Origin of the sequence: Thermocatellispora tengchongensis, assembly GCF_014202315.1 — a bacterium.
Taxonomy (GTDB): domain Bacteria; phylum Actinomycetota; class Actinomycetes; order Streptosporangiales; family Streptosporangiaceae; genus Thermocatellispora; species Thermocatellispora tengchongensis.
Genome location: NZ_JACHGN010000011.1, coordinates 345,866 through 369,260, shown reverse-complemented (window position 1 = coordinate 369,260; position 23,395 = coordinate 345,866). Strand labels below are relative to the sequence as shown.

The 23,395-nt window shown below is 71.1% G+C and carries 23 protein-coding genes and 1 pseudogene; 12 read left to right on the top strand and 12 right to left on the bottom strand.

Features of this window, described 5'->3' with window-relative positions; genetic code table 11:
- Positions 1-65: 65 nt before the first annotated feature.
- Positions 66-977, top strand: a complete 912-nt coding sequence (locus HNP84_RS26525) for an arabinan endo-1,5-alpha-L-arabinosidase (RefSeq protein WP_185052639.1) — start codon at positions 66-68, stop codon at positions 975-977.
- A gap of 95 nt (positions 978-1,072) precedes the next feature.
- On the opposite strand, the gene HNP84_RS26520 is transcribed toward HNP84_RS26525, so the two are convergent.
- Complete coding sequence (locus HNP84_RS26520) at positions 1,073-1,696, bottom strand: TetR/AcrR family transcriptional regulator (protein WP_185052606.1); 624 nt, start codon at positions 1,694-1,696, stop codon at positions 1,073-1,075.
- Between the two features lie 160 nt (positions 1,697-1,856).
- On the opposite strand from HNP84_RS26520, the gene HNP84_RS26515 reads away from it, so the two are divergent.
- Genes HNP84_RS26515 through HNP84_RS26505 form a run of 3 tightly spaced genes read left to right on the top strand, consistent with a single transcriptional unit; the run spans position 1,857 to position 4,240 of the window.
- Positions 1,857-2,486 (top strand): MSMEG_1061 family FMN-dependent PPOX-type flavoprotein, encoded by a 630-nt coding sequence (locus HNP84_RS26515; RefSeq protein ID WP_185052605.1) that lies wholly within the window; start codon positions 1,857-1,859, stop codon positions 2,484-2,486.
- A gap of 23 nt (positions 2,487-2,509) precedes the next feature.
- Complete coding sequence (locus HNP84_RS26510) at positions 2,510-3,418, top strand: PDR/VanB family oxidoreductase (protein ID WP_185052604.1); 909 nt, start codon at positions 2,510-2,512, stop codon at positions 3,416-3,418.
- A gap of 18 nt (positions 3,419-3,436) precedes the next feature.
- Positions 3,437-4,240, top strand: a complete 804-nt coding sequence (locus HNP84_RS26505; RefSeq protein WP_185052603.1) for a siderophore-interacting protein — start codon at positions 3,437-3,439, stop codon at positions 4,238-4,240.
- An 83-nt stretch (positions 4,241-4,323) separates the two neighbouring features.
- Here the strand turns inward: HNP84_RS26505 and HNP84_RS26500 are convergent, their stop codons facing one another.
- Positions 4,324-5,037 carry a TetR/AcrR family transcriptional regulator gene (locus HNP84_RS26500; protein WP_185052602.1) on the bottom strand — a complete coding sequence of 238 codons (714 nt, stop codon included), beginning with the start codon at positions 5,035-5,037 and terminating at the stop codon, positions 4,324-4,326.
- A gap of 156 nt (positions 5,038-5,193) precedes the next feature.
- Here HNP84_RS26500 and HNP84_RS56745 point away from each other — a divergent pair.
- Together HNP84_RS56745 and HNP84_RS51300 are read left to right on the top strand one after the other, a co-directional pair.
- Positions 5,194-5,637 (top strand): annotated as a pseudogene (locus tag HNP84_RS56745) (FAD-dependent oxidoreductase); the annotation flags it as partial.
- A 199-nt stretch (positions 5,638-5,836) separates the two neighbouring features.
- Positions 5,837-6,169: an FAD-dependent monooxygenase family protein gene (locus HNP84_RS51300; RefSeq protein WP_221336766.1), complete on the top strand. Its 333-nt coding sequence runs from the start codon at positions 5,837-5,839 to the stop codon at positions 6,167-6,169.
- A 33-nt stretch (positions 6,170-6,202) separates the two neighbouring features.
- Here the strand turns inward: HNP84_RS51300 and HNP84_RS26490 are convergent, their stop codons facing one another.
- On the bottom strand, positions 6,203-6,712 hold the full coding sequence (locus tag HNP84_RS26490; RefSeq protein WP_185052601.1) for an Lrp/AsnC family transcriptional regulator: 510 nt from the start codon (positions 6,710-6,712) through the stop codon (positions 6,203-6,205).
- 93 nt (positions 6,713-6,805) lie between these two features.
- Between HNP84_RS26490 and HNP84_RS26485 the strand changes: the two genes are divergently transcribed.
- The gene (locus HNP84_RS26485; RefSeq protein WP_221336765.1) at positions 6,806-7,888 is read left to right on the top strand and encodes a Glu/Leu/Phe/Val dehydrogenase dimerization domain-containing protein; all 1,083 of its coding nucleotides are present in this window, start codon (positions 6,806-6,808) and stop codon (positions 7,886-7,888) included.
- A gap of 189 nt (positions 7,889-8,077) precedes the next feature.
- Here the strand turns inward: HNP84_RS26485 and HNP84_RS26480 are convergent, their stop codons facing one another.
- From HNP84_RS26480 to HNP84_RS26460, 5 genes are all read right to left on the bottom strand, one after another.
- Entirely contained in the window at positions 8,078-9,937 is a 1,860-nt protein-coding gene (locus HNP84_RS26480) for a ricin-type beta-trefoil lectin domain protein (RefSeq protein ID WP_185052600.1), read from the bottom strand.
- Between the two features lie 278 nt (positions 9,938-10,215).
- Positions 10,216-11,232, bottom strand: coding sequence for a LacI family DNA-binding transcriptional regulator (locus HNP84_RS26475; protein WP_185052599.1), 1,017 nt, complete (start codon positions 11,230-11,232; stop codon positions 10,216-10,218).
- Positions 11,233-11,286: 54 nt separating this feature from the next.
- Positions 11,287-12,102: an ATP-binding cassette domain-containing protein gene (locus tag HNP84_RS26470; protein ID WP_185052598.1), complete on the bottom strand. Its 816-nt coding sequence runs from the start codon at positions 12,100-12,102 to the stop codon at positions 11,287-11,289.
- Positions 12,099-13,097, bottom strand: a complete 999-nt coding sequence (locus HNP84_RS26465) for an ABC transporter permease (protein ID WP_185052597.1) — start codon at positions 13,095-13,097, stop codon at positions 12,099-12,101. Before HNP84_RS26465 ends, HNP84_RS26470 begins: the two co-directional genes overlap by 4 nt.
- A gap of 82 nt (positions 13,098-13,179) precedes the next feature.
- On the bottom strand, positions 13,180-14,196 hold the full coding sequence (locus HNP84_RS26460; RefSeq protein ID WP_185052596.1) for a sugar ABC transporter substrate-binding protein: 1,017 nt from the start codon (positions 14,194-14,196) through the stop codon (positions 13,180-13,182).
- 162 nt (positions 14,197-14,358) lie between these two features.
- On the opposite strand from HNP84_RS26460, the gene HNP84_RS26455 reads away from it, so the two are divergent.
- Both HNP84_RS26455 and HNP84_RS26450 read left to right on the top strand, forming a co-directional pair.
- Entirely contained in the window at positions 14,359-15,306 is a 948-nt protein-coding gene (locus tag HNP84_RS26455) for a carbohydrate kinase family protein (protein ID WP_246518626.1), read from the top strand.
- Positions 15,307-15,518: 212 nt separating this feature from the next.
- Complete coding sequence (locus tag HNP84_RS26450) at positions 15,519-17,036, top strand: serine/threonine-protein kinase (RefSeq protein WP_185052594.1); 1,518 nt, start codon at positions 15,519-15,521, stop codon at positions 17,034-17,036.
- Positions 17,037-17,064: 28 nt separating this feature from the next.
- Here HNP84_RS26450 and HNP84_RS26445 read toward each other — a convergent pair whose 3' ends face one another.
- The 3 genes from HNP84_RS26445 to HNP84_RS26435 form a co-directional block, all read right to left on the bottom strand.
- A complete protein-coding gene (locus tag HNP84_RS26445; RefSeq protein WP_185052593.1) occupies positions 17,065-17,970 on the bottom strand; it encodes an LptM family lipoprotein in 906 nt (301 codons plus the stop codon).
- A gap of 133 nt (positions 17,971-18,103) precedes the next feature.
- Entirely contained in the window at positions 18,104-18,784 is a 681-nt protein-coding gene (locus tag HNP84_RS26440) for a DUF4386 domain-containing protein (protein WP_185052592.1), read from the bottom strand.
- A gap of 82 nt (positions 18,785-18,866) precedes the next feature.
- The gene (locus tag HNP84_RS26435) at positions 18,867-19,601 is read right to left on the bottom strand and encodes an NAD(P)-dependent oxidoreductase (protein ID WP_185052591.1); all 735 of its coding nucleotides are present in this window, start codon (positions 19,599-19,601) and stop codon (positions 18,867-18,869) included.
- A gap of 107 nt (positions 19,602-19,708) precedes the next feature.
- Here HNP84_RS26435 and HNP84_RS26430 point away from each other — a divergent pair, with 107 nt between their 5' ends.
- Entirely contained in the window at positions 19,709-20,389 is a 681-nt protein-coding gene (locus HNP84_RS26430; RefSeq protein WP_185052590.1) for a TetR/AcrR family transcriptional regulator, read from the top strand.
- A 58-nt stretch (positions 20,390-20,447) separates the two neighbouring features.
- On the opposite strand, the gene HNP84_RS26425 is transcribed toward HNP84_RS26430, so the two are convergent.
- Entirely contained in the window at positions 20,448-21,371 is a 924-nt protein-coding gene (locus tag HNP84_RS26425; RefSeq protein ID WP_185052589.1) for a LysR family transcriptional regulator, read from the bottom strand.
- A 154-nt stretch (positions 21,372-21,525) separates the two neighbouring features.
- Here HNP84_RS26425 and HNP84_RS26420 point away from each other — a divergent pair, with 154 nt between their 5' ends.
- Both HNP84_RS26420 and HNP84_RS26415 read left to right on the top strand, forming a co-directional pair.
- On the top strand, positions 21,526-22,020 hold the full coding sequence (locus tag HNP84_RS26420) for a DoxX family protein (RefSeq protein ID WP_185052588.1): 495 nt from the start codon (positions 21,526-21,528) through the stop codon (positions 22,018-22,020).
- Positions 22,021-22,161: 141 nt separating this feature from the next.
- Entirely contained in the window at positions 22,162-23,265 is a 1,104-nt protein-coding gene (locus tag HNP84_RS26415; protein ID WP_185052587.1) for a LacI family DNA-binding transcriptional regulator, read from the top strand.
- The last annotated feature ends 130 nt before the right edge of the window (positions 23,266-23,395 follow it).

Here is a 23,395-nt window from a genome sequence, read left to right as displayed (position 1 = left end):
CCGCCGACGGCGCCCGCGTCTCCCAGTACACCGACCTCAACGGCACCAACCAGCAATGGCAGCTCATCAAGATCGGCGGACCCGGCACGCCCGGCTCCTATCCCAACCCCGGGCTCGTGACCGGCGACATCGGGGTGCACGACCCCGAGGTGACCAAGCGGCCGGACGGCACTTACCTACTGGCCCACACCGGCGACAACATCCCGCTGAAGACCTCCGCCGACCGGACCGCCTGGCGTAACGCCGGAGCCGCGTTCCCCGGCGGAGTGCCCTGGGCGCACCCCTACACCGGTGGCGGCAACTCGGTGTGGGCGCCGGACATCACCTATGTCAACGGGCGGTACTACATGTACTACTCCGCCTCCGGCTTCGGCCGCAACACCTCGGCGATCTTCCTGGCCACCAGCACGACCGGGGCGTCCGGGTCCTGGACCAACCAGGGCCTGGTGATCGAGTCGCGCGCCTCCGACGACTTCAACGCCATCGACCCCAACCTCGTCATCGACGAGCAGGGCCGCTGGTGGCTGGACTTCGGCTCGTTCTGGTCGGGGATCAAGATGATCCGGCTCGACCCGGCCACCGGCAAGCGGGCCGACAACACCGTGCTCGGCATCGCCGGCCGGGGCGGCGGGGCGATCGAGGCGCCGTTCATCTACCGGCGCGGCGGCTACTACTACCAGATGGTCTCCTTCGACTTCTGCTGCCGGGGCGCCGCCAGCACCTACCGCATCATGGTCGGCCGCTCGACCAGCGTCACCGGGCCGTACGTGGACCGCAACGGAGTGCCGATGACCTCCGGCGGCGGCACGCAGCTCCTGGCCGGCCACGGCGGCGTTCACGGCCCCGGCCATCAGGCCGTCCTCGCCGACAACGACGGAGACGTGCTGTTCTACCACTGGTATGCCGACAACGGCGCCTCCAATCTGGGCATCAACCGGATCGGCTACGACGCGGAGGGCTGGCCCTACGTGTACTGAGCCGGCCCTCGCGCGGCGGCATCGCGACATGCCCGTGATGCCGCCGCGCCCGGTTCACCACGTCGTGAGCCCGGCCACCCGCCCACGTCCGCCCGTCAACCGGCGGCCGAGAGGTAGCGGGTGAGCATGGCGACCAGCTCGTTCTCGAACCGGGGGATGTCGATGGGGTCGGGCGCGGCGGTGAGCTGGTGCACGACCAGCTCCACGGTGGAGACGACGAGCCGGGCGGCGGTCTCGCTGTCGCCGACCCGGACCTCCGGGTGGCGATCGAACAGCTCCCGCATGTAGGCGACGCGCTCCTGCTCGAACCGGGCGACCTTCTCCAGCAGCGCGAGGGAGCGGGGCGCATGTTCGATCATGACGCGCAGGAGCTGCGGGTCGTCGAGGTGGTTCTCGATCGCGGTCCGTACGTAGAGGCGGACGATCTCCTCCAGGGAGTCGGGCAGCCCGTTCTCCTCCCGGCGTGCCAGGGCGGCCACGCCCGCGTCGAGATGCCTGGCCACCAGCTCGACGAGGATCGCGTCCTTGTTCGGATAGTACTGGTACAGCGAGCCGATCGAGATCCGCGCCCGCTCGGCGATGCGGTTGGTGGTGCCGGCGGCGTAGCCGTGCTCGGCGAAAACGTGAGCAGCGGCCGTGAGGATGCGCTGCCGGGTCAGCTCGGCCCGTACCTGCCGTGGCTGTTTACGTGGCTGAAGGCGGCGCTTGTCCGATGTCATGGCACCCCCGGTGCGGCAGCGCGAAAGCGAGTAGCGCGCGAACTGAATAATTGCTCATAATTGTGCCATGACCTGCGCAGATACGGCGAGCGCCGGGCGCGGGCGCGCTTGAACGCGAACGGCGGTCCGCCGTCGCGCCACCCCCGAGAAGGAGCCCTTGATGACGCATGCCCTCACACGCCCCCGTAGGGTGCCGCCGGACGAGGTGCTCGCCCGGCTCGGCGAGCCCGAGGCCATGACGAAGGCCAAGATCTTCGATCGCATCGACCAGTACTCCCGCCGCTTCATCGCCCACTCGCCCTTCCTGGCGATGGCCACGGCCGACGCGGCGGGACGCGCGGACTGCACGCCCCGCGGCGACTACCCGGGGTTCGTGAAGGTCCTCGACGAGCGCACGCTCGCCATTCCCGACCGGCCCGGCAACAAGATCGCCGACTCCTTCCGCAACCTCGCCGAGAACGACGGGATCGGGCTGTTGTTCCTCATCCCCGGAGTACGCGAGACGCTGCGGGTCAACGGCCGCGCCTATCCCACCGACGAGCCCGACGTGCTCGTACGGATGCAGACCGAGGCCAAGGAGCCGATGCTCGCGCTCGTCGTCGAGGTGGCGGAGGTCTACCTGCACTGCGGCCGCGCGCTCATCCGCTCGCGGCTGTGGGATCCCGCGAGCCAGGCCCTCGCCGCGGAGATCCCGTCGCCGGGTGAGATGGCCATCGGCCAGCTCGGGCTCGACCTCGATCCGAAGCTCATCGACAGCCGGCTCGAAGCCGGCTACCGCGAACTGTACTGACCGACCCCCAAGGTGATGTCTCGATGCAACTGACGATTCTCGACCGCGTGGACCGGGTCGCCGACGGCGTCGTCTCCCTCGTCCTGCGCGGCGCCGCCGGCGAGCTGGAGCCGTGGGAGCCGGGCGCGCACATCGATCTGGCGCTGCCGAACTGGCTGACCCGGCAGTACTCCCTGTGCGGAGACCCGGCCGACCGGGAGCGTTACCGCATCGCGGTACGCCATGACCCGCTGAGCCGGGGAGGCTCGGAGTACGTCCACCTGTTCCTGCGCCAGGGCCGGCCGCTGGAGGTCTCGGAGCCGCGCAACAATTTCCCGCTCCTGCCCGCGCCGGAGTATCTCTTCCTCGCCGGCGGGATCGGCATCACCCCCATCCTGCCGATGCTGCGGGCCGCCACCCGGGCGGGGGCCGCGGCGAGGCTGGTGTACGCCGGACGGTCGGCCGCGACGATGCCGTTCACCGACGAACTGCGCTCCTCCTATGGCGACCGGGTGACCGTCCTCGCCGAGGACGAACACGGCAGGCCCGACCTCGCGGCGCTGGCGGCCGGGCTGAGCCCCCGCGCGCTGGTGTACTGCTGCGGCCCCGCGCCGATGCTCGCCGCGGCCGAGGCCGCCTTCCCCGCCGGACGCCTGCACATCGAGCGCTTCCGCCCGACGCCCAGGACGTTCCCGCCCAACACGGCCTTCGAGGTGGTGTGCGCCCGATCCGGCCGGACGGTACCCGTCTCCCCGGAGGAGTCGATGCTGGACGCCCTGACGTACGCCGGGCTCCCCGTGGCCTCCGGCTGCCGCGAAGGCGTCTGCGGAAGCTGCGAGCTCACCGTCCTCGACGGGGAGCCCGAGCACCGCGACGACATCGGCGCCCCCGCGGGCCGTATGTACGCCTGCGTCTCCCGCGCGCGCTCGCCCCGCCTCGTCGTGGACCTCTGAGAGGGGGGTGACGAGGACATGCTGCCCAAGGTGCGCATGCCGGAGACCCGGAAGATGATCACGCTGGAGGTGGTGGCGAACACCAGACTCAGCCCCGGCTTAGCGTCCATCACCCTCGGCGGCCCCGAGCTCGAACATCTGATCCCCACGGGTCGCGACCAGATCGTACGCCTGTTCTTCCCCCGCGACGGGCAGGACAGGCTGCGCATGCCGAGCTTCTCCAACGAGGCGTGGATGGCGGAGTTGCTCATGCTGCCGAAATCGCGCCGCCCCTGGGTGCGCACCTTCACGATCCGGCGCACCCGGCCCGAGCTCGGCGAGGTGGACATCGAGTTCGTGCTGCACGGCGACACCCCGGCCTCCAACTGGGCCCGCCGTGCCCGTCCCGGCGACCCGGCCGGCATCTTCGACATGGGGCTGACCTACCTGCCGCCCGCCGAGGCGTCCTGGCAGTTGCTCGCGGGCGACGAGAGCGCCGTGCCCGCGATCCTGGCCATCCTGGAGCACGCCCCCGCGTCACTGGCCGGGGAGGTGTTCCTGGAGGTGCCGGAGACGGCGGACATCCGGCCGGACATCACCGTCCCCGAGGGAGTGCGGGTGCACTGGCTGCCCCGCGATGGCGCCGGCGGCCTGCCCGGAACGCTGGCGTTGGAGACGGTCAGACGGGCGCATCTGCCGCCCGGCCGCTGCTACACCTGGGCGGCGGGGGAGGCCAAGCTCGCCACCGGCCTGCGCCGCCACCTGGTGAACGACCGCGGCATGCCGAAATCGGACATCGCGTTCTTCGGATACTGGCGGCACGGCCGATCGAGCCCCGGCTGACAGCCGCCCCCATGTGACGGACGCGCGGGCCGGAGGCGTGGCGACGATCGGCCGTGCCGGGTTCGCCGCGCTCTCACCCCGGCTCAACGGGCTCGGGCCGTCGTCCCCGTCGTCCCCGTCGTCTGCGTGGGCAGGTGCTCCGCTGAGTCGCGTAGCAGGTAGCGGACGGCGATCTCGGTGAGGTGGGCGGTGAAGGCGGCGTCGGTGGTGGTGGCGACGGCGAATCCCGGGCCGTAGGCGACGCGCAGCACCAGGGCGGAGAAGAGGGTGTCGTAGCAGGCGCGGACGGCGGCGTGCGGGTCGGGGTGGGCGATTTCGTGCCGGGCGCCGAGAAGGACGCCGGTGAAGGCGTCGCCGAGGCGGTGAGCGTACGCCGAGCCGCGCCGTTTGATCTCCGGGTGGCCCCCGGAGATCAGGACGACGGCGCCGAGGAAGCGGGCGTTGCGCAGGAAGATCTGGGCGAGTGCGGCGACCGCCTCCCGGACGAGTCGCTCGCAGGTCAGCCCGGCCCACTGCCGAGGGTCACCGAAGACGGCCTCGCCGGCGCCGAGCCGGGCGATGCCGTGCTCGTAGACGGCCAGGAACAGGGCGTCCTTGGTGTCGACGCGGGCGTAGACGGTCGGCGGTGCGACGTTGGCGCGTTCGCAGACCGCGGCGATGGTGAACGCCTCGTAGCCGCCCTCCTCGATGATCGCCACGCCGGCGTCGAGGATCCGCGCCCATACCTGGCGGCTGCGCGCCTGCCGCGGCGGGCGGATCCGCAGGTCGGCATCGTCCGGGGCGTTCTGGGACGTCATGGCTGTCATTGTCGCGCATCGGCGGTCTCCTGCGAGGTCGGCGGTTGACAAGCGTGTGACGTGGGCTTCATCATCCAAAAACATTAGCGCACACTAAGGTTTTGGCCCCGATGCGATCGGCCTGCCGCCTTGCACCACCTCCGAGGAGGAACCCTCATGGCAACCACCAGACGCGGGCGGGTCGCCGTCATCGGCGCCGGGCCGGCCGGGATGGCGACCGCCCTGTCCGTTCACCAGGCCGGGCACGACGTCGTCCTGCTGGAGCGCTACCCGCAGGCCCGCGCGGCGGGCAACATCCTCAACCTGTGGCCACCGCCCATCAAGGCGCTCGGCCTGATGGGCGTCGACATCGACGACCTCGGCTCGCCCTGCCACACCGAGTTCCGCAACATCCGCGGACGCCGCCGGGTGGCCGTCCGCCTGCCCGGCGACGTCGTCCGCGACTACGGCGGCGGCTTCATCGGGCTGCTGCGCCCCGCCCTGTACGAGCGGCTTGTGGCCGCGCTCCCGCCCGGCGTCCTCCAGGTCAACCGGCGCGTGGACGGCTTCGACCAGGACGAAACCGGCGTACGCCTGCACCTGGCCGACGGTGACGTGCACGAATGCGACGTGCTGATCGGCGCCGACGGCATCGACTCCCTCGTGCGCCGCACCCTGTGGGGCGACGCCCCCAAGCGCGAGCACAACCTGCACATCTTCGGCGGGTTCGTTCTCGACGAGGACGTCAAGGCCCAGCGGGGCCTGTGCATCCTCACCCACAGCCGACCCCACCTCCCCCTACGCCGCCTACGGCGCGGGGATGGCCACCGAGGACGGCTACTTCATCGGCCGCCGCCTGGCCGGGGTGGACCTGCGCGACCATCACGCCGTCCGCCGGGCGCTCCAGGCATACGAGACCCCGCGCAAACCCCACACCGCACGCCAGTCCCAGCAGGCGTTCATCCTCGGCAAGGTCTTCCACCACGCACCGCGCCCCCTCCAGGTCGTCCGCGACCTGATCCTCGACCACACCCCTCTGCTGCAGAAGGCCGTCGGAGAGGCGTCGCCCGCCGAGATCGTCAAGCAGATCGCCGAGATCGACGCCGCCGAACAGGCCTTTCAGGCCGCCCTGGGAGGGAGGGCGACCGGGTGAGTACCGGCGCTCCTCCACCGCGCGGTGCGCATCTCAGGTCCGTGCGGTGGAGGGCTTCCTGGCAGGCGGCTGTGGGTGGCCGGACACGTCGGGGAGCCTGGTGGGGGCGGCGTTGTGCACCTGCTGGAAGATCACCGAGGTGCGGAAGCCCGCGATCTCCTGGCGTTTGCTGAGCCGGTCGAGCAGGAAGGCGTGCAGATGGTCCAGATCCTGGACGGCGACGTGGAGGAGGAAGTCATCGCCGCCGCTCAGCACGAAGACGCTGAGCACTTCCGGCATGGCGCTCGCGGAGTCCTTGAAGGCATCGATGATGGTGCGGCTGAGGGGGCGTACCTGTACCGAGACCATGGCCTGGACGCCGCGGTTGAGCGCGGCCGGGTTGATCTCGGCGTGGTAGCCGCGGATGACGCCACGGCGGGTGAGCGCCCTGACACGTTCCAGGCAGGTGGAGGGCGCGACGCCGAGTCTGCGTGCCAGCTCGCGGTTGGACTGCCGTGCATCCGTCTGGAGAAGCCGGATGATCTCCGAATCAAGTTCGTCCATGTACGGGATTCTGGCACCGATTCCGACCATACGTACGGCGAGAGCCCTATTTGGCGGCTGGACGGCCGATACTTGCCCGGGAACATCGCTCGGATGATTTGGGGGTTCGACGGCATGCCCGCTCTCGACCACGAACAGGTCCTGATCCGCACGGGGCCGCGCTCGCGCCTGCCGGTCATCGTCGCCGTGCACTCGTCCACGCTCGGCCAGGCGGTGGGCGGATGCCGGCTCTGGCGCTACGCCGACTGGCAGGACGGCCTCGCCGACGCGTTGCGCCTGTCGGCCGGCATGACCGCCAAATGCGCTGTGGCCGGGCTGGCGAACGGCGGCGGCAAGACCGTCGTCGCCGTGCCTCCAGGGGCCGAACTGGACGCGGCCACGCGCCGCGCCGTGCTGGACGACGTGGCCGACGCCATCGCGTCATTGGACGGGGCCTATGCGACCGGCCCCGACGTCGGGACGACTCCAGAGGACATGGCGGTCATCGGTGAGCGCACCCCTCATGTCTTCTGCAGGCCGGCACAGCACGGCGGGAGTGGAGACTCCTCGCCGGCCACCGCGCTCGGCACGCTGGCGGCACTGCGCGCGGTGAGCCGGCGCCTCTACGGCACGCGGGCGCTCACCGGCGTGCGCCTGTCGCTGGTGGGGCTGGGCAGCGTCGGCATGCGGCTGGCACGCCTGCTCGCCGACGAGGGAGCCGACCTCCTGGTCAGCGACATCGACCCCGCCAAACGGGCGGCAGGTGAGGAACTCGGCGCCACCTGGGCCTCGCCGGAGCACGCCCTCACCGCGGACACCGACATCCTCGTTCCGGCCGCGCTCGGCGGCATCCTCACCGGGGACGTCGTGCCGCGTCTGCGCTGCTCCGCCGTCGTGGGGCCGGCCAACAACCAGTTGGCCACCGCGGACGTCGCCGGCCTCCTGCATCGGCGCGGCATCGTCTGGGTGCCCGACTACGTCGTCAGCGCCGGCGGGGTCATCAACGCGCTCACCCTGGAGCTGCACCACGAAACCCCCGACGTGGCACGCCAACGCGTCGAGGCCATCGAGCACACTGTCGCCGATCTCTTCGGCACGGCGGAACAACGGCAGGTGACACTCGCCCAGGCCGCGACGGAACTGGCCCGGCTCCGCCTCGGCACCCCTCCCGCCGCCCTCCGGCCCGCGTCCGCGTGAGCGAGAACCGAGGATCCACCATGCCCTTGGCCACCAAGCCGGTCCTCGGCGTCCGCGATGCGCCGTGTTCGGGCCGCGCAACCGCGTGACCGCCCTCACCGAGCGCCTTCCCCCGCACGCCTGATCTCCCGCCAGGACGGGCTGCCGCCCCGGCGGGGAGTACCCGTGCCGGGGCGGCGCAGGACGCGGCTACGCCGGAAGGCCCCATGACTGGTTCGAGCCGCCGACGCAATCCCACACCTGGAGCCGGCGGCCGTTGGTGGCGTCGCCGTACGCCAGATCTATGCACCGGCCGGACCACGCGTTGCGGTACGTGCTCCCCACCCGGGTCCAGCGTTGCTGGGGCAACCCGTTGCACGCCCATACCTGGAGGAGAGCACCGTTGGAGATGACCTCGCCGGGCTGGTCGAGACACATCCCTCCGATACTGAGCGACCCGTTGACGTTGTGCCGCCACTGCTGGTTCGGCCCGTTCCAGCAGTCCCAGATGCGCACGGCGGCGCCGTTGCCGGCCGCCGGGTCCATGTCGATGCACTTGCCGGTTCCGTTCCAGCGCATCTCGCCCGTGCCGCCCGGTGCGGGCGCCCACGCCTTGTCGAGGCGGTGGAAGGTCAGCGATACCAGCCTGACGTGGCCACCGGCCGCGTAGGCGGAGATGCCCAAGCTGCCGGGCGCCGAGTCGAAGTTCGTGTTCTCCGTGTACGAAAGCCTCCCGTCGTTGCCGAATGCCTCGACCTGGCCGCGGTCCACCAGGACGCGCATCCTGATCCGGTTGTCGACCGGAGCGAGCGGTTTCCACTCCATCTGTCGCAGGGCGCGGTTGTAGGCGATGGTCCGGTCACTGGACCCGTCGGCACGCTGGTGCAGCCGGAAGCCGAACTCCGACGCCGTGGCGCCGGTGAGGTCCCATTCGGAGATCAGCTCATAGGTGTCGGCATTGACGCCGTTCAGCGGGTCCGTGCTGTCGCTCGTCGTGATCGTCCGCGGGCCCCACGTCTGGGCCGGCTGCCGGATCGTGGCGATCTCCCCGACGGGGAGCCTGGTCACGCGCAGACCTTCCGGGAACCTGCGCAGTGACAGCTCCGCGGGGAAGGACGCGTTGCCGGTCCATGTCGAGCCGCGGTTGCCGGGCTGCCAGGCCATCTGAACGACACGGTCGGTGGGAAGGTTCGTGAAGGTGAGGCCCGCGTAGAACGAACCGTCGAACGCGGCGCGTCCCTGATCCAGGCGCTGCGGCGCCGGGAACCCGGCGTCCGGGACGAACACCCCGTCGCCGTTGAGGTTTCCGACGACGTACTCGCCCTGGGCGTCGTTCAGGACCCATCTCCGGTCGGCCGTGTTGCCGTCAACGGGCAACTGGTAGATGTCCGGGCATTCGAACGCCCAGCCGGCGCGGTACTCACCCCGGTACGTCCACGAGAGCAGGTTCGTCGAGCTGAAGAACTTCATCGTGTTGCCGCCGTCGTCGGCCCAGAGCACCAGGCCCCAGCGGTTGCGGGAGGCGTCCCAGAAGACCTTGGGGTCACGGCTCTCGTAGGGTGTCGAGATGACCTTCGCTCCGCCGTCGTACATCTGGAAGCGTTCGCCGCCGTCGGTGCTGTAGGCGATCGAGACGCCGTTGGTGTTGGTGAACAGCAGGATCGGGTCGTGGTCCCCGTTCTTCAGGCCGGTCACGTTGCGGGTGTCCACCCAGCCTCCGCCCGACCACAGCGTGGCGTTGTGCACTCCCGGCTCCAAGGCGATGGGTCTTTGTGTCCAGTGCACGAGGTCGGGGCTGGTCGCATGGCCCCAGTGCATGGTGTCCCAGTTCAGCCCGTGCGGATTGTGCTGGTAGAACAGGTGGTACGTGCCGCGGTAGTACAGCGACGCGTTGACGTCGTTCATCCAGCCGTTCTGCGAACTGAAGTGGAACTGGCCGCGGAACGGCTCGTTGTAGTCGGTGGGGGCGTACGGGTACTCGGGATAGTCGGCGGGCTCTCCGGCCTGCGCCGTTCCGGCGGGGATCGTGAGGACGCCGGCCACGGCCATCGCGGCCAGGATCACGGGCACGACGTGACGGCTTAATCGAGTGGACCTGCGCATCATGCACACCTTTCGGTGGAGGACGGGGGCATCCGGGGCCCTGGGGTCGTTCGGGCGGCGGCGCTGTCCTGGTCACTGCGGAGCGATCACCGTGGCGGTGCCGGTGCAGTGGCCGGACGTGGATGCGGGTCGCCCTTCTCGTGCGCGTCCAGCCGGCCGTGTCCAGCCATGGCCGGCCATGGCCGGCCGTGTCCGGCATGGTGTGGCGCATCCGCCGGCTCGGCGGACGCGCTGTGCGATGGTTCTCAGGCGGCGGGCGGCAGCTCTCCGGAGCCGCGGATGATCAGCCGGGTCGGGACCACGACCGTGCGGGCCTTGGACCGGTCGCCGTCCAGCCGTGCCATCAGCAGCTCGGCGGCCTGCTTCCCGATCGCGGCGGGGTCCTGGGCGACCACGGTCAGGGCGGGCTGGAGCACCTCGGCGAGCGGGAGGTCGTCGAAGCCGACGAGGGCCACGTCCCGGCGGCCGAGCCTGGCCAGTCCGAGGACGACGCCGGTCGCGGCGAAGTTGTTGGCCGCGAAGACGGCCGTCGCCGGTGCCTTGCGCGCGAGCAGGCGGGTGACGGCGGCCGCCGCGGCCTCGTGGTCGTGCCCGATCTCCACCAGTTCCCGGTCATAGGGCAGGCCGGCTTCGGCGAGAGCGTCCCGGTACCCCTGGAGACGTTCCTTCCGGGTGTGCAGGCCCGGATGGTCACCGATGAAGGCGATCCGGCGGTGACCGTGGGCGATCAGGTGCGCCACTCCCGCGCGGGCGCCCTCACGGTTGGAACTGGCCACGTAGTCCGCGGTCAGGCCGCGCGCCGGGCGGTCGATGAAGACGATCGGCAACCCCGTTCTGCGCTGTGCGCGCAGCGGGCCGTGATCGCTGCTGGCGGACGGCACGATGATCAGCGCGGTCACCCGGCGCGCCAGGAACGTCGAGACCAGCGACTGCTCGCGCGCCGCCGTCTCCTCCGAGGAGCCGACGATGAGGGTGAGGCCCCGGCTGCGCAACGCGCTCTCGATGCCGCCCGCGACGGTGCCGAAGAACGGGTTGCCCATGTCAGGGATGATCAGCCCGACGGTGGAGTCGGGGCCGCCCACGCGGATGTTCCTGGCCATCAGGTTGGGGTGGTAGCCCAGGCGGGCCATCGCCTCCAGCACCCGGCTGCGGGTCTCCGGCGCGACCGGGCCGTCGGCGTTGACCACCCGCGAGACGGTCTTGGTGGTGACGCCGACCTCACGCGCCACGTCGCTCATCGTCGCCCGCCGCACCTTGGCCATGGCCTCTTTCCTGTCTCGCCTGTGTCGCACGTTCGCATGCGGAGGTGGAGGTGATCAATCCCGGGTGACGCCGGCCGCCTTGACCGCCTCCTGGTCGGTGACCACGGTCTTGCCGTCCGAGAGCTGGAGCGCTCCGGTCATGATGGCCACGACCTCGGCCATACTGTAATCGCCCGGTTTGATCTCGGCGACGCGCCGTCCCAGCCGCTGCACGTGGATCCGGTCGGCGATCTCGAAGACGTGCGGCATGTTGTGGCTGATCAGCACGACGGGCAGACCGCGGTCGCGCACCCGCCTGATCATGTCGAGCACCTGGCCGGACTCCTTGACGCCCAGCGCCGCCGTCGGCTCGTCCATCACCACCACGTGGGTGGCCCAGGCGACCGCGCGGGCCACGGCCACGCCCTGACGCTGACCGCCCGACAGCGACTCGACCGGTACGGCGAGGGAGCGCAGGCCGATCTTGAGCGCCGCCATGTGCTCGGCGGACTCGGCGCGCATGCGCTTCTTGTCGAGCAGCCGCAGGACGCTGCCGAGCAGGCCCGGGCGGCGTATCTCGCGGCCCAGGAACATGTTGTCGGCGATGTCGAGCGAGGCGGCGACGGCCAGGTCCTGGTAGACGGTCTCGATGCCGTGGCGGCGTGCGTCGAGCGGGTCGCGGAAGCGGACGACTTCGCCGTCCAGCCGGATCTCGCCGGCGTCCGGCTGTACCGCGCCGGTCAGCACCTTGATCAGGCTCGACTTCCCGGCGCCGTTGTCGCCGATGACCGCCAGGACCTCACCGGGCAGCAGGTCGAAGTCGGCGCCGTCGAGCGCGGTGACGTGGCCGTAGCGCTTGACCAGACCGCGGGCCTGGAGCACGGGGGTCATCGGGTCCTCCTGCGGGAGAGCTGATCGACGGTGACGGCGAGGATGACGAGGATGCCGGTGATCAGGGTCTGGTAGATGGACGGGACGCCCATCAGCTGCAGGCCGTTGCGGAAGACGCCCACGATCAGCGCTCCGATCAGGCTGCCGATCACCAGGCCACGCCCGCCGAACAGGCTGGTGCCGCCCAGGACGACGGCGGTGATGCTGTCGAGGTTGTCGGTCTGCCCGGCCTGCGGATCGCCGACCCCCGTGCGGGAGACCAGGAGCAGGGCCGCCATCCCGTACACCAGGCCGGCGAGCGTGTAGACGCCGACGGTCAGCCGTGCGGTCCTGATGCCGGTCAGCCGGGCCACCTCGGGGCTGTTGCCGAGCGCGTAGACGTGGCGGCCCCAGGCGGTCTGGCTGAGCAGGTAGGCGAAGAACAGGAACAGGCCGATCATGAGGACCGAGCCGTAGGTGACGGCGGTGTCACCGATGCTGAAGGTCTGTCCGAGGAAGGTCAGGGGGGCGGGCAGCCCGGTGACGGTCTGGTCTTGCGAGTAGATGTGGGTGAGCGCGAAGACCACGTTGAGCATGCCGAGGGTGACGATGAACGGCGGCAGCGAGATCCTGGTCACCAGCAGGCCGTTGATCAGGCCGAAGCCCGCGCAGACGGCCAGTCCGGCGGTGATGGCCAGCAGCGGCGGCAGGCCGCTGTCGACGGCCAGCTTGGCCATGACGATGCCGCCGAAGGCCATGACCGCGCCGTTGGACAGGTCGATCCCGGCGGTCAGGATGATCAGCGTCTGGCCGATGGCCAGCGTGCCGACCACCATGACCTGCTGAATGATCAAGGAGAAGTTGCCGCCGCTCAGGAACTGGTCGGTGCTGAAGGAGAAGAAGACGCAGGCCAGGACGAGGGCGGCGAGCGGACCGGCGGTGGGCGTGAGCAGGAGCCTGCGCGCCGGTGACGGCTCGTTGGCCAGGGGAGTCTGAGTGGTGGTTGTCGCCGTCATGAGAGGTCCTTGAAAGAAGGGGGGCGGTGACGGCCGGACCGATCGGCGGGGCGTGGCTCGGCCGTCGGGCGGACGGGCCGGCTCAGCCCCAGCAGTTGGCGAGGCCGAAGGCGGTGTCCTTGGCCTCGACGCCGGTCGCGGGCTTGTCGGTGATCAGCGTGACACCGGTATCGGTGTAACCGGAGGTCTTGGCTCCTCCCTTGGCGTAGTCGACGACGGCCTTCACCCCGCTCTCGGCCATCTTCAGCGGGTACTGCTGCGAGGTCGCGGCGATCTGGCCGGACTGGACGGCCTTGGTGCCGGTGCAGCCACCGTCCACCGAGACGATCAGCACCTCCTTCTCCCGCCCCTTGGCCTTCAGCGCGGTGTAGGCGCCCAGCGCGGCAGGCTCGTTGATGGTGTAGACGACGTTGATGTCGGGCGCCTTCTGCAGGCAGTTCTCCATCGCGGTCTGGCCCTTGGCCTGGTCGCCGCCGGTGTCCTGGGAGCAGACGATGGACGGGTCGCCCTCGGCGACCCCGAAGCCCTTGAGGAAGCCGTCGTGACGGAGTTGCCCGACGGCGACGCCCGGCGCCAGGTCGAGCGTGGCGATCTTGGCGGGTTTGCCGGCCATGGCCGCCTTGGCGTACCGGCCGATCAGTTCCCCGGCCTTGAAGTTGTCGGTGGCGAACAGCGCGTCGGTGGCCTCCTGCGGCTCGGTCGGGCTGTCCAGCGCGATGACCAGCACACCGGCGGATCGTGCCTTCTGGATCGCGGGGACGATCGCCTTGGAATCGCTGGGCGTGATCAGGATGCCCTTCACGCCGGCGGCGACCATGTTCTCGATCGCGGTGATCTGGCCGGCGTTGTCGCCGTCGAACTTGCCCGCCGCTGTCAGCAGCTCGGCGCCGTACTGCTTGGCCGCGGACTCGGCGCCCTCCTTCATCTTGACGAAGAACGGGTTGGTCTCGGTCTTGGTGATGAGGCCCACCTTCACGGCGGCGGACGTGGAGGCGCCGGTGGACGCACTCTCGCCGCTGCCCCCGCAGCCGGTCAGGGTGGTGGCGGCGAAGGCGACGGAAGCGGCCAGAACGCCGATGGTACGAAGCCGTGGAGACATGGAACTCCCTGTTCTGTGGGGGGATCCGGAATGTCATCGTTGACCTATGTCATCGTTGACATCCGTTGGGAAGTGATGATGAACTCTCGGCGACGAAACGTCAATGCTCTGCGGCGGTAACAAGCCGGCAACATGACCCCCGATCTTGGAAAGGCCATGCTCATGACTGAGGTCGCCGTGCTCGGCGAATGTGTCGCGGACGCCTTCGCCGAAGGCCGCCCCGAGGACGGCGAGCTGACCCTCCGCCTGCTGCCGGGCGGCGGTCCCGCCAACACCGCGGTGGCACTGGCCCGGCTCGGCACCCGGACCAGGTTCCTCGGCCGCCTGTCGCGCGACGTGTTCGGCGAGGTGTTCCGCGCCCACCTGCGGGCCTCCGGCGTCGACCTGAGCGACTGCGTGACGGCGTCCGAGCCGAGCACGCTGGCCGTCGCCGCGCTCGACGGCGACGGCCGGGCGGACTACACCTTCCATGCCGAGGGGACGGCCGACTGGGCCTGGAGCGCCGCGGAGCTGCACCGGCTGCGCCTGGACGGGGTGTCGTGCCTGCACACCGGATCGCTCGCGCTGGTGCGGCCCCCGGGCGGCCGCCTGGTGGAGGAGTTCCTGGGCCGGGCGGCACGTTCCGCCACGATCTCGATCGACCCCAACGTACGGCCGGCGCTGGTGGATCCGGCCACCTACCGCACCGCGCTGCCGCGCTGGTGCGCGGTGGCCGATCTGATCAAGCTGAGCGCGGACGATCTCGCCCATGTCTGGCCGGGCCGGCCTTTGGCGGCCTCCTGTGACGCCCTGCACGAGGCGGGTGCCGCCTTGGTCGTGGTGACGTTGGGCGAGGGCGGGGCGCTGGTCTCCCAGCGCGGGCGGCGGGCCGAGGTCCCCGCCGTGGTGACGCAGGTCGTGGACACCGTCGGCGCGGGGGACTCGTTCACCGCGGGGTTCCTGCACCGGCTCGGCAGGGACGGGCACCTCGGCGGCCGGCTGGACGACGTCCAGTTCGGCGTCGTGGTGGACGCGGCCTCCTTCGGCGCGGCCGTCGCGGCCCGCACCTGCGCCGTCGTCGGCGCCAACCCGCCGTGGGCCACGGATTTCGCCGGTGCCCCGATGATCTGACGCGCCGAACGGGTGCCGATCGTGAGCAGGTTCCGGCCGGGTCAGGAGAGGGCGGTCCGAGAGCATGCTCGCGCACCCCGCGGGGCGCACTGCTCACCGAGGCCGGGCGGGTCCTCCTGCCGCGCGCCGAGGCGCTGCCGCGCCCCGGCCCTGTCCGGCTATATTGCAGAAACCTCGGCGATGAGGCTCGCACGACGCGCTAGGAGGGGCTGATGCCCGCTGGGCCGCTGGAGCCTGGAGATCCGCGCGAGCTGGGAGTGTTCCGCGTCGTGCGGCGCCTGGGCGAAGGCGGGCAGGGGATCGTGTACGAGGGGCGCGACCAGGCCGGCCGTGCCGTCGCGATCAAGGTTCTCAAGGGCGGCGCCGAGCCCGCCACGCGGCGCCGTCTGGCCAGGGAGCTGGAGGCGGCCCGCCGGGTGGCCCCCTTCTGCACGGCCCGGGTCCTGGCGGTGGACCTCGACCGGCCGGATCCGTACGTCGTGAGCGAGTTCGTCGCGGGGCCCTCGCTGCAGGAGCGGGTGCGCACCGGCGGCCCGTTGCGCGAGGGCGATCTCGACCGCCTGGCCGTCGGCACCGCGTCCGCGCTCGCCGCCATCCATGCCGCCCGCGTCGTCCACCGCGACTTCAAGCCGGCCAACGTGCTGCTGGGGCCGGACGGGCCACGCGTGGTCGACTTCGGGATCGCGCGGCCGCTGGACGCCGAGACGGGCACGTCGGCGCTGGCGGGCACGCCGCCGTACATGGCGCCGGAGCAACTCGGCGGAGCGCCCGCCTCGCCCGCGGCCGACGTGTTCGCCTGGGCGTCCACCATGGCGTACGCCGCGACGGGCCGGGCGCCGTTCGGCAACGACACCGTGGCCGCGGTGTTCAACCGCATCCTCCATCAGGACCCGGACCTCACCGGCGTTCCTCCCGGCCTGCTGCCGGTCCTGGCCGGATGCCTGGCCAAGGACCCGCGTTCGCGGCCCTCCGCCCGGTCGCTCCTGATCCGCCTCGTCGATCCTGGATCGCCCACGGTGACGGTGGCGGACGTGGGGCCGGTCCCCACCGCGTACCTGCCGCCGGACTGGCATCGGCCGGCCGCCCAGGACACCGGGCCCGGGACCCGCGCGGACGTCGCCCCTGCGTCCTTCACCACCCAGCCCGGCACCGGCCCGGCCGCCAAGGAGGGGAGGCCGGGCCGCGCCGCGCGGGTCGCGATGGCGGTCGCCGTTGCGGCCGCGGCGGCGACGATCGGCGTGCTGTACGCGACGGGGACGATCGGCGGGACCGCGTCCGGCGACGGCACGACCGGCCAGGTGACCGGCGGCGCGACGAACCGGACGGCCGGCGATGAGGCGAGCCGGGCTCCCGGCGCGGCCGAAGGCGAGAGCGCGCCGGAGACGGGCGGCGCCGAGGCGCCGGCCGGTGCCGTCCGGGTCCCGCCCGCCTTCGCCGGGACCTGGACGGGCCGGATCGTCTCCGCCGACGAGCGCGAGGAGACCAGGGACGTCGCCATCACCCTGACGGCCGGCGAGTCCACCGCGACGATGGTGATCGGCGACTGCGAGCATCAGGCGACGCCGACCCGGACCAGGGGCCCGAATGTCCTGGAGCTGACCGTGGCACAGGTGGGTCAGTGCGTCGGCGGCGACGCGACCCTGACGCTGGGGCCTTCCGGCACCATGGAGTTCGCCGGCCAGGAGGGCGCGAGCGCCCTGGAATACCGCGGGACGCTGCGCCGCTCCTGACGGCCGGCCGTCCGGCGTGCGAACACCGTCAGCCCGCGCGCACGATCTGGAAGGAGTACGCCCCGGTCTTCGCCGTGCCCGACCTGACGACCAGCGCGTAGCGGCCGTCGCCGGACAGCGGGATGTCGAACTCGTAGCCGCACAGCGGGAAGGGCTGGCGGGCGGTGGCGACGTTCCGCTCCGCGGCGTCGTACAGTTCCATCTCCAGGACGGGGCACGCCCCGGCGCCGCCCAGGACCTTGATGGCCGGGGCGCCGTCCGCGTCGAACTCGAAGCGGTCGATCCGGCCCGGGACGTCGAGCTGCCCGGCGCCGTCGGGGCTGCCCGCGCCGATCTTCAGGCCGATCGTCGCGGGGAAGGTGCGGACCTTGACGGTCGCGATCCGGAAGCTGTACGGGCCGATGACGTTGGTGTCGCCCCAGATCTCCAGCCGGTGCCCGCCCGCCTTGGTGAGCTTGAAGATCGTGGTCCCGTAGTCGAGCGCGGCCGGGGACGGGCCGAGCGGCTGCCCGTCCACCTCGGAGAACACCTGCAACCGGATGCCGGATCCCTGCATGTCGGCGACGTAGAACTCCCTGGCGTCGCCGAGCCGCAGGGTGAACTCGTGCTTCTGCCCGGCCCGGGTGAGCTCGGCCGAGACCGTGCTGCCGTCGGTGAGGACGCCGCCGGGCGACACGGCCGTCCCGGTGGTTCCGTCGCTTCCGCCAGTCGTTTCCGGCCCGGTCGCGGTCTCGGCCGGCGCGCTTTCCGTCACGGCGGGGGTGCTCCGTTCGGCCGCCGGGGTGGCATCCGACGTGGCCTGGGCGGTCGATGGAGGGTCGGGTGCGGCGCCGCCGCCGGTCAGGCCGCATCCGGCGGTCACGGCCAGCGTGAGGACGAGGAGGGCACACCGCCGGATCGACACGGCCAGGCCGGCGGCAGGGGAGTGGGTCATGGCAGCCATTCTTCGAAGGGTGCTTGCGACGTGCTTACCCGCCACTTTCGGCCGGGCGCGGCGTCCGCCGCATGAGTACCCCCCAACTCATTCGAGGCGGCGGTGCAGAACGCGGACGTCGTGCGGCGCCCGATCAGGCCGCCTTCACGCCGACGCCCGCGAAGCCTCGTGCGATCAACCATATGGCCAGGACCAGGGTCTGCAGCGCCAGTGGCGCGTTCATGGCCAGGTAGAACGGCGTGACGACATCGGTCAGGCGAACCAGCACCAGGAAGCTGGCCAGCACGGCCGATGCGGCCCCGAGAAGTCCCCACACGGACAACCAGCGGGGGACGAACCTCGCCCGATACAGAATGCAGAACAGCAGGAGGTCTCCGAGGTTCAGCGAGACGATCAATGCGACATGGTTCACCAGGTCGCGCGCCCTCCGCAGCAACTCGCCCAAGACCTCAAGGTGGGGCGCGCCCGCAGCGCCGGCCTGGGCGTATTCCTCGCTCAGCACAAGGAACAAGGGCAAGAGGATCACGCCTACGAAATGGAACGCCGCCGCGATCAGCCTGAATCCGAGGAAGCCCAGGCTGAGCGCTTCACTCGCCGTCCTCAACGCCGGGTACAGGCACAGCGCGAACCCGACGTAGGCGGGGATCATGAGGAACTGAAAAAGCGCGCCGGTGATGACCTGGTTCTCGTGCGCGGAAACGAGTTCGAGGAAGTTCGGCTCCTCGATGGCGGGGACGACACTCAGTCCACCGGCGATCATGCCCGCGATGACCAGCGCGCCTGCGATCGCGGTTGCCCGCCTGTTTGCGTTCATAACGCTTTTCCCGTCTGTGTCGGCGCGGGCTTGCCACGCTCTTTCTCGCGTTGTGAGCGAGCTGTGAAGGAGGTGCCGACGCTCAGGCCGGACTGTGGGCGTGGGCGAGGGCCGATGGAGTCAGCCGGCCGACGATGGCCGGGGCCTCGTGGACGAGGGCGTCGTTCTCCACCGCCTCCACCATGAACAGGGCGAAATCCACGCGACGGGTCAGGTTGCTGGCGAGACAAGGGTCGCCCACGTGCCGGCTCCACACCGGCAGGCCCTGGCTTTCGCCCTCCTCCAGGTCGCTGCCGCGCACGACCGTCCAGCGGGTGTCACTGGCGAAGATCCTCCGGCACGCCTCCACCTGGTCGTCCACGTCAACGACGCGGGCGAGCTTGGCCAGCCGCCCGAACACGGCCGCGAACGCCTTGAACTTCCAGGAGTAGACGTCCTTCCCGTCGCGGCTGATGTGCCAGCCGCAGGAGAACACCAGGCGGGCGCCCGGACGCGCGTGGTCGAGCACGGCCTGGGCGGTGCCGGAGGCGTAGTGCTTCATCCCCCACGGCACGAGCACCGTGAGGACGGCGTCGCATCCGCTCACCGCCCGAGCGATGACCTCACGGTCGTCGGTCGCTCCGGGGATCACCGTGATCCGTCCCTCGAACTCGGCGAGCTTGGGCACGCTCTTCTCGCGGCAGACGCCCACGACCTCGTACCCGCGGTCCAGCGCGTGCCGCACCATGTAGCGCCCGAGCTTCCCGGACGCGCCGACGATGCACACTCTCTTCCCCGTGCCCGGCTTGCCGGCCTCGTTCGAACCCATCGGTTGCATGGCCCTCTCCTCCGCTCGCCGCCATCCCTGCGACTTACGCTGTAAGGGTAGAGCCTTGCGGTGTAAGGTTGTCAAGCCGTCCACAGCAGACCAGGCAGGAGGATTCCGTGGCCACCGAGACAGCGGGCACGCCTGCACCCCGCCGCAACTGGCTCACCAAGGAGCTGGTGCTTCGCACGGCGGTCGCACTGGCGGACGAGAGCGGCACCGGCGTGCCGAGCATGCGCAGGCTCGCCGAACGGCTCGGCATCGAGGCCATGTCGCTGTACCACCACTTCCGCAACAAGGACCTGATCCTCGACGGCATGGTCGACCTCGTCTTCAGCGAGATCGACCTCCCGCCGGACGACATCGACTGGCGGACCGCGATGCGACGGCGGGCGGTCTCGATGCGCGAGGTGCTGACCCGCCACCCGTGGGCGATCCGCCTGCTGGACTCACGGACGAACCCCGGCCACGCGACCCTGCGCCATCAGAACGCGGTCATCGGCTGCCTGCGCGCGGGCGGCTTCTCGATCGCCGGCGCGGCACACGCGGTCTCGGTGCTGGACGGCTACATCTACGGGTTCACGATCCAGGAGCTCAGCCTGCCCTTCGAATCCTCCGCCGACCTCGAGGACGTGGCCGGCGCGCTCGTGGAGCGGATGCCCCGCGACGAGTTCCCGCACCTCACCGAGATGATCCTCGAACACGCCCTGAAACCCGGCTACTCGTACGCCGAGGAGTTCGACATCGGACTCGACCTGATCCTCGACGGACTCCAGCGACAGCGCGAAAGCTGGCGGTGACCCGTCGGCCGCCGGGTCCACGTGCGGGCGGACGAGGAACGGGGCGAGGAGGACCGGCTCAGCCCGCCCGCGGCGTCGCCTCGGCCGGGTAGAGGTCGGTCGCGGTGCGCACGAACCGGGCGAGGTGCCGTGAGCGCGCCCCTTCCGACCAGGCGATCGCGATCGTGTACGGGGTGGCGTCGATGAGGGGGCGATAGACGATGTCGGGGCGGGGGTTGTCGGCGGCCAGCGACTCGGGGATCAGGGCGACGGCCTGGCGCAGTGCCACGACCTCCAGCAACTGGCTGGGATCGGTGACGACCGGGCCGGGCCGGGGCTCGCTCATGACCTGGTGATAGGCCGGATGCCGGTCGCGTCCGGACCAGTACGCGCGCTCGGCCGGCGTGGAGTGCGGCCACTGCGGTATCGGCTCGCCCTCCAGGTCGCCGCACCGCAGGTCGTCGCGCCGGGTGAGCGGGTGGCCGGCCGGCAGGGCCGCGACACGGCGTTCGGTGGTCAGCGGCTCGGTGTCGAGCCCGCGCGCGTCGAAGTAGGAGCTGAGCAACGCCGCGTCCGCCCGGCCGTCGCGTACCATGTCGGCCTGCTCGCGGTACCCGCTGACCGCGATCTCGACCCGGGCGGCGCCGGGCCGGGCGGTGTAGGCGTCCACGATGCGCCGCAGCATGCCGGCGGCGATGCCCGGCTTGGCGGTCACCAGCAGCGTCGGCGTGGCCAGCGCGGCGCGGCGGGCCCGCCGGTTGACTCCGGCGAACACGTCGAGCGCGAACCGCGCCTCGTCCAGCACGGTCGTCCCGAGATCGGTCAGCGCGACATGGCGGGTGTCCCGCTCGAACAGGTCGGCGCCCAGCCGCCGCTCCATCTGCCGGATGGTCCTGGACAGGGGTGGCTGCGCGATGCCGAGGCGCTCGGCCGCGCGGGAGAAGTTCAGCTCCTCGGCCACTGCGACGAAGTACCGCAGCTCGCGCAGGTCAAAGCCGTCCATACCTCAGGAGTATAAGTCTCAACCCAGCCGATCCTTCCGTCCGGCCGCACGCCGATGGCTTCATTGGACGCGCGGGGACGCGCCGCACACCGCCGCCCCCCGATCCCTGATGAGCCTGATCACCCTGATGAGCCCGATGAGAAGGAGAACGCCCATGACCGTGCACAACGCGCGATTCCTCAGTGACGACAGGCAACGCCTCGCATCCGACATCGGCCTGCTGCTGCTCCGCCTCGCGGTCGGCGCGGTCTTCATCGCGCACGGCTGGGGCGACGTGTCACAGCCGGGCGGCGCCGCGGCCAACACCGAGAACTACCGCGCCGCCGGCATCCCGCTGCCCGAGCTGAGCACCCTCTTCGGCGCCTACATGCAGCTCCTCGGAGGCGTCGTGGTCCTGTTCGGCGCGCTCACCCGGCTGATCTGCGCCGGATTCGCCGTGGTGATGGCCGGTGCGCTGATCTTCGTCCACGCCGGCGAGGGCCTGGTCATGGGCCAGGACGGCAGCGGCTCCGGGTTCGCCTTCATCATGCTGGCCGCCTCCCTCGCGCTGCTGGGCACCGGCGCCGGCCGTCTCAGCGTGGACCGGGTGCTGGCCGGACGGTGGCCGGTCCGCTCCGGCCGTACCGCCCCGGCCGGGGCGCCCCGGTGACCCCTGCGCCGGGACCGTCGTACGCCGCTCCAGCGCGTCCGGGGTGCTGAGGCGCGGCTTGCTCTCCAAGGCCGTGGACATCTAGTGTGAATGCGCTTTCATCGGTAGGCGCACGTGCAGATCACGCGGGGGTTGGGTTCCATGAGTGCTTCCGGCTCCGCTCCCACGGTGTACGACGTGGCGGAACGGTCCGGGGTCTCCATCGCCACGGTGTCCCGGGTCTACCGCAACCCCGAGTCCGTACGGCCGGAGACCCGGGAACGGGTCCTCTCGGTGGCCCGTGACCTCGGCTACGTGCCGAGCGGCAACGCGCGCGGGCTCGCCAGCCGTTCCACCGGTGTCCTCGGCCTGTGCTTCCCCGACTACTCCGACCCCGACGCGGAGGCGGCCGAGGACATGGACGACGACGCGGCGATGCTGTATTCCGATCAGATCATTCGCGGAATGGAGCGCGCCGCGCGCCGCCACGGCTACGCGCTGCTGATCGCGGCGTCGCTGAAGGGCGGGCCGGAGAGCCTGGTCGCCAAGGTGGCCGGACGGGTGGACGGGTTCGCGGTGCTCGCCCGGACCGTGCCCACCGCGGAGCTGGACGTCATCTCCCGGCGTCAGCCGGTGGTGATGCTGGCGGGGCCCCGGGAGAACCCGGACACGGCGGACCATCTGGACCACATCGAGGTGGCCAACTTCGACGGTCAGCGGGAGCTGACCCGTCACCTCATCGAGGACCACGGCGTGCGCCGCCCCGCCTACATCGGCTCCGCGGAGGAGTCGCCGGACGTGGAGGCGCGTTTCCGGGGCTTCCTGGCGGCCTGCCGCGACGCGGGGGTGAGGGCCGGCGGGGAGCCGGTCCTGCGTGTGGCGATGATGACGCAGGCGCAGGGGGCCCGCGCCGCGGAGGAGCTGTGCGCACGGGCGGGTGAGCGGCCCGACGCCTTCGTCTTCGCCAACGACCAGATGGCGGTGGGGGCCTTGCACGCGCTGGAGCGCCGCGGCGTGAAGGTGCCGGGCGACGTGGTGGTGACGGGCTTCGACGGGATTCCCCTCAGCCGGCTGGTACGCCCCTCGCTGACCACCGTGCGGCAGCCGATGCTGCGGATGGGCGAGGCGGCCGTGGAACTGCTGGTGGAGCGTCTGAGCGGCACGCGTACCGGGGAGCCGGTGTCGATGATGCTGCCCGTGACGGTCGTGCGCCGCGCGAGTTGCGGCTGCGGCGAGGCGGAAGCGGCGAGGGCCGCCGCGCGATGAGCCGCACGCTCCGGGGCGGCTGAGCCGCCGGCCGGGTGTTTGTTACGGGAACGTAACCGGAAGTCCTCTTGTCACGCGTCGAGTGGGAAGCACAGAGTGATGTATGCGCTTACAGACAGCGCATACATCG